Below are 3,740 nucleotides of genomic sequence, written 5' to 3'. Positions count from 1 at the left end.
CGGGTCAGCATGGACATCGCCACGGCGTGCACCTGGTAGGACTCGAGGGAGCCGTCCTCGAGCGGGTTCGAGGCGTAGTCCACCTTGGCGAGGTTCCGTTTGGTGAACTCGTCCGCGTTGGCGATCAGCACGCCGCCGGGCGGCAGGTCGTCGACGTTAGCCTTCAACGCGGCCGGGTTCATCGCCACCAGCACGTCCGGGCGGTCGCCGGCGGTGAGGATGTCGTAGTCGGCGACGTGCACCTGGAAGCTGGACACGCCGTGCAACGTGCCCTGAGGTGCCCGGATCTCGGCCGGGAACGACGAACTCGTCGCCAGGTCGTTCCCGAACGCGGCGGCCTGCGAGGTGAACCGGTCCCCGGCCAGCTGCATCCCGTCGCCGGAGTCGCCGGCGAAGCGGATCACCACCCGTTGCAGCCGGGTACCGGTGCCGGTTCTCCCCGGCCCCGGCCTCGCCGCGTCTCCCGGCACAGTCGCGGTGCCGCCCGTCGCGTCGTTCATCGGGCCAGCCCTTCGACGTAAGGTGTGTCGGCGCCGATGGAGCCGGCCTGCGCCGCACCGCCCGGGTTGCCCAGAGGTTCGTCGCGGCCCGGCAACGCCTCGGTGAAGAACCGGGCGTTCTCGCCGACGAACTCGGCGTCAGCCTCGTCCACCTGATCTTCGGGCACGATGGCCTCCACCGGGCAGACCGGCTCGCACGCCCCGCAGTCGATACACTCCACCGGGTTGACGTAGGCCATCCGGCCACCGGCGTAGATGCAGTCGACGGGGCATTCCTCGACGCATGCCAGGTCGAGGACGTCGACGCAGGAAGATCCCACTACGAACGTCATGACGCGGACACCTCCTCGTGTGCAGCGCCCGGAACGTCACCGAGCGAAGCAAGAATCTCGTAACGACGACGGGCGAAGTCCGGCTCGAACTGGGCGCCGGGCCGCCGCGGGGACTCGATCTCGACGATCCGCCTGACCCGGGCGGGCCTGGGCGTCAGCAGCACGACGCGGTCCGCCAGCAACAACGCCTCGTCCACGTCATGGGTGACGAACAAGATCGTGGTCTTGTGCTGCTGCCAGACCGAGCACAGCAGCCGCTGCATCTCCGAGCGGGTCTGGGCGTCCAGCGCCCCGAACGGCTCGTCCATCAGCAGCACCCGCGGCTGGGCGGCCAGCGTCCGCGCGAGCTGGACGCGTTGCCGCATCCCGCCGGACAGGGCGCCGGGCAGATGGTCGCCGAAGCCGTCGAGCCCCACCTGCCTCAGCAGCTGCTCCGCCTCCGGCTGACGCCGGCCGCGTGGTACGCCGCGCAGCTTGAGCGCGTACTCGACGTTGCGCCGCGCGGTACGCCACGGGAGTAGCGCGTCGTCCTGAAAGACCATGGCGCACTGCGTCCTGCCCACGTTCTTCGGCGAGCGCTTGCGCGCCAGGACGCCGGACGACGACGGAGGCTGTGCTGAGCCGGCTACCACGGACTCCCCGACCTGAGCCAGGCCGGCGACCGGTTCGAGGAGCCCGGCCAATGCACGCAGGATCGTCGATTTTCCGCATCCGGAGGGTCCGAGCAGGACGATGACCTCGCCGGCGCGTACGTCCAGGTCGATCTCGGCCGCGTCGGTATCGCCGAAGGCGAGCTTCAAGCCGGACAGCCGGACGGACGCCCCGCAGCTCATCTCCTCTGGTCGCGCTCGACTTCTCACTCGCTCCGCGGACGGCTCCGCTCGTTCCTCGCTACGCCAGCCACTCCGCTCGCTCGGCGTCTCGCCGCTCATGACGCCGCCCTCGGCAGCCAGCGGTTGACCCGTCGCCCGAGACGTTCTACCAGCCAAGCGGTGCTCCAGCCGAGCAACCCGATCGAGACCATCCCGACCACCACGCCGGCGTAGTCCAGCAACCCGTAGGACTGCCAGGTGTAATAGCCGATGCCGAACTGGCCGGAGATCATCTCGGCGCTGATCACACAGATCCAGGCGACGCCCATGGCCACCGACAGCCCGGAGAAGATGCCCGGCATGGCCCCCGGAAGCACCACGTAACGCAGGATCGACATGCGGCCCGCCCCGAGCGTGCGCGCGGCGTCCTCCCACACCGGCGGCAAGGCATGCATGGCATGGATGGTGCTCACGGTCACCGGGAAGAACGCGGCGAAGAACGTGATGAACACGATGCCCTGCTCACCGTCCGGGAACAGCAGGATGGCCAGCGGTACCAGAGCGATGGCCGGTATCGGCCGGAAGACCTCGATCAACGGCCGCAGCAGCGCACTGGCCAGGCGCGAGCGCCCGATCATCGCTCCGATAGCGACTCCACCGACCGCGGCGATGCTGAAGCCGAGCAGGATGCGGCGCAGGCTGACCAGCAGATCGTTGTAGAACGGACCACTGCTCAGCTGGGTCGTCAGCGTGCTGTAGACCTCGGCCGGCCCCGGGATCTTGTCGAACCGTAGCCACCAGACCACCTGGTACTCCGTGAGCAGGTGCCAGGCCAGCAGCAGGGCGCCGAGCGGGATCGCCGCCAGCACCACGGCGAGCAGTCCGCGCGACGTGACGACGGACCGCACGCCTCTGCGGCGAGGGCCACGCGGTAGGTGCCCGGCCTCGGACGGATCCTCCGTCACGACGGGCGCGGACGACACGGACGTGCTTGTCATGATCTTCACCTCCTGGATGTTCACAGCTCGGCCAGTGCGGCGTCGTAGTCCAGCACCCGGCTGCCCGGACGCTCGCCGGCGTAGGCCTCCGCGTCGGCGACGACGGCGAACGGGACCAGCACCTCGTTCTCTGCGGCCTCCGGGTCCAGCACCCACGCCGCCGATGTGGCGAAGATCCGGGTCCCGGTCCGGGCGTCGGGTACGTAGGCGGCCCGCACCTCGCCGTCGTGCTCCGAGATCTGCCGCAGCAGACAGGTCGGTGTGACCGCGACGGACGTCTCGTCGGAGCCGTCGAACCACACCTCCGACGCCGTCGCCGGGTCGGACACCTCGTCACCGCAGACCGGGTCCGAGCCGGTCAGCGGGCTCGGGCTGGTCAGGTCGTCCCGCTGGGACTCGTAGCCGTCGCCGAACAGCTCGCGCAGGTAGCCGTCGTTGATGAACTCGTCGAGGTCGAGCTCCTGCAACGAGCCGAGCTCCCGCAGAAACGGCAGGTCCTGCTCGAGCGCTTCGACCAGCTCCGCTTTGATCGTCAGGTCGAAGCTGACCAGCCCGTTGGGGCCGTTGTACAGATAGATGACCTCCGGAGACAGCCCGGTCACCGCGGACACCTCCTGCGCCGCGTCCAGCGGATGCTCGTTGAGGTACTCGGTGGACTCCTGCATCGACTCGAGGAAGGCGTGGACCACCTCCGGATGCTCCTCCCCGAAGGCCTGGCCGGACACCACGGCGTGGAACGTCGGCAGCTCTGCGTCGCCGCCGTCGTGCAGTAGCCGTGCCTCCCCGCTGAAGATCATGGACTGCGGCCACGGCACGAACTGGGCCAGGGCGTCGACCTGCCGGCCCTCGACGGCGGACGCACCGACTGCCGGCTCCTGGTTGAGCACCTGGACGTCGTCGCTGCTCAGGCCTGCCCGGTCCAGCTCCGCCACGAGCATCCCATGCGCCGCCGAGCCCACACTGGTGGAGACGACCCCGTCCGCAAGGTCCGCCAGGGTCTGCGCGGGAGACTCCACCGGCACCACGACCTGGTTCAGCGAACCGCGTGCGTTGTAGCCGGTGACCGCGATCAGCTCCGAGCGCACGTCGTCGTGCTCC

At 69.5% G+C, this 3,740-nt stretch carries 5 protein-coding genes; all 5 read right to left on the bottom strand.

Going from position 1 to position 3,740, the window contains the following annotated elements:
• Nucleotides 1-500: 2-oxoacid:acceptor oxidoreductase family protein (locus tag ELR45_RS41065; RefSeq protein ID WP_240759878.1), on the bottom strand; the 500-nt coding region annotated here is incomplete at its 3' end.
• A complete protein-coding gene (gene fdxA, locus ELR45_RS19265) occupies nt 497-832 on the bottom strand; it encodes a ferredoxin (RefSeq protein ID WP_129667828.1) in 336 nt (111 codons plus the stop codon). The genes fdxA and ELR45_RS41065, both read right to left, overlap by 4 nt.
• A complete protein-coding gene (locus tag ELR45_RS19260; protein ID WP_129667962.1) occupies nt 829-1,665 on the bottom strand; it encodes an ABC transporter ATP-binding protein in 837 nt (278 codons plus the stop codon). Before ELR45_RS19260 ends, fdxA begins: the two co-directional genes overlap by 4 nt.
• A 95-nt stretch (nt 1,666-1,760) precedes the next feature.
• On the bottom strand, nt 1,761-2,642 hold the full coding sequence (locus tag ELR45_RS19255) for an ABC transporter permease (protein ID WP_129667827.1): 882 nt from the start codon (nt 2,640-2,642) through the stop codon (nt 1,761-1,763).
• 20 nt (nt 2,643-2,662) lie between these two features.
• Nucleotides 2,663-3,740 (bottom strand): ABC transporter substrate-binding protein (locus ELR45_RS19250; protein WP_205856874.1); only part of this gene is annotated, 1,078 nt, incomplete at its 5' end.

Origin of the sequence: Phytoactinopolyspora endophytica (assembly GCF_004138495.1) — a bacterium.
GTDB classification, from domain to species: domain Bacteria; phylum Actinomycetota; class Actinomycetes; order Jiangellales; family Jiangellaceae; genus Phytoactinopolyspora; species Phytoactinopolyspora endophytica.
The sequence above is the reverse complement of the archived record's forward strand: the minus strand, read 5'-3'. Positions and strand labels throughout refer to the sequence as shown.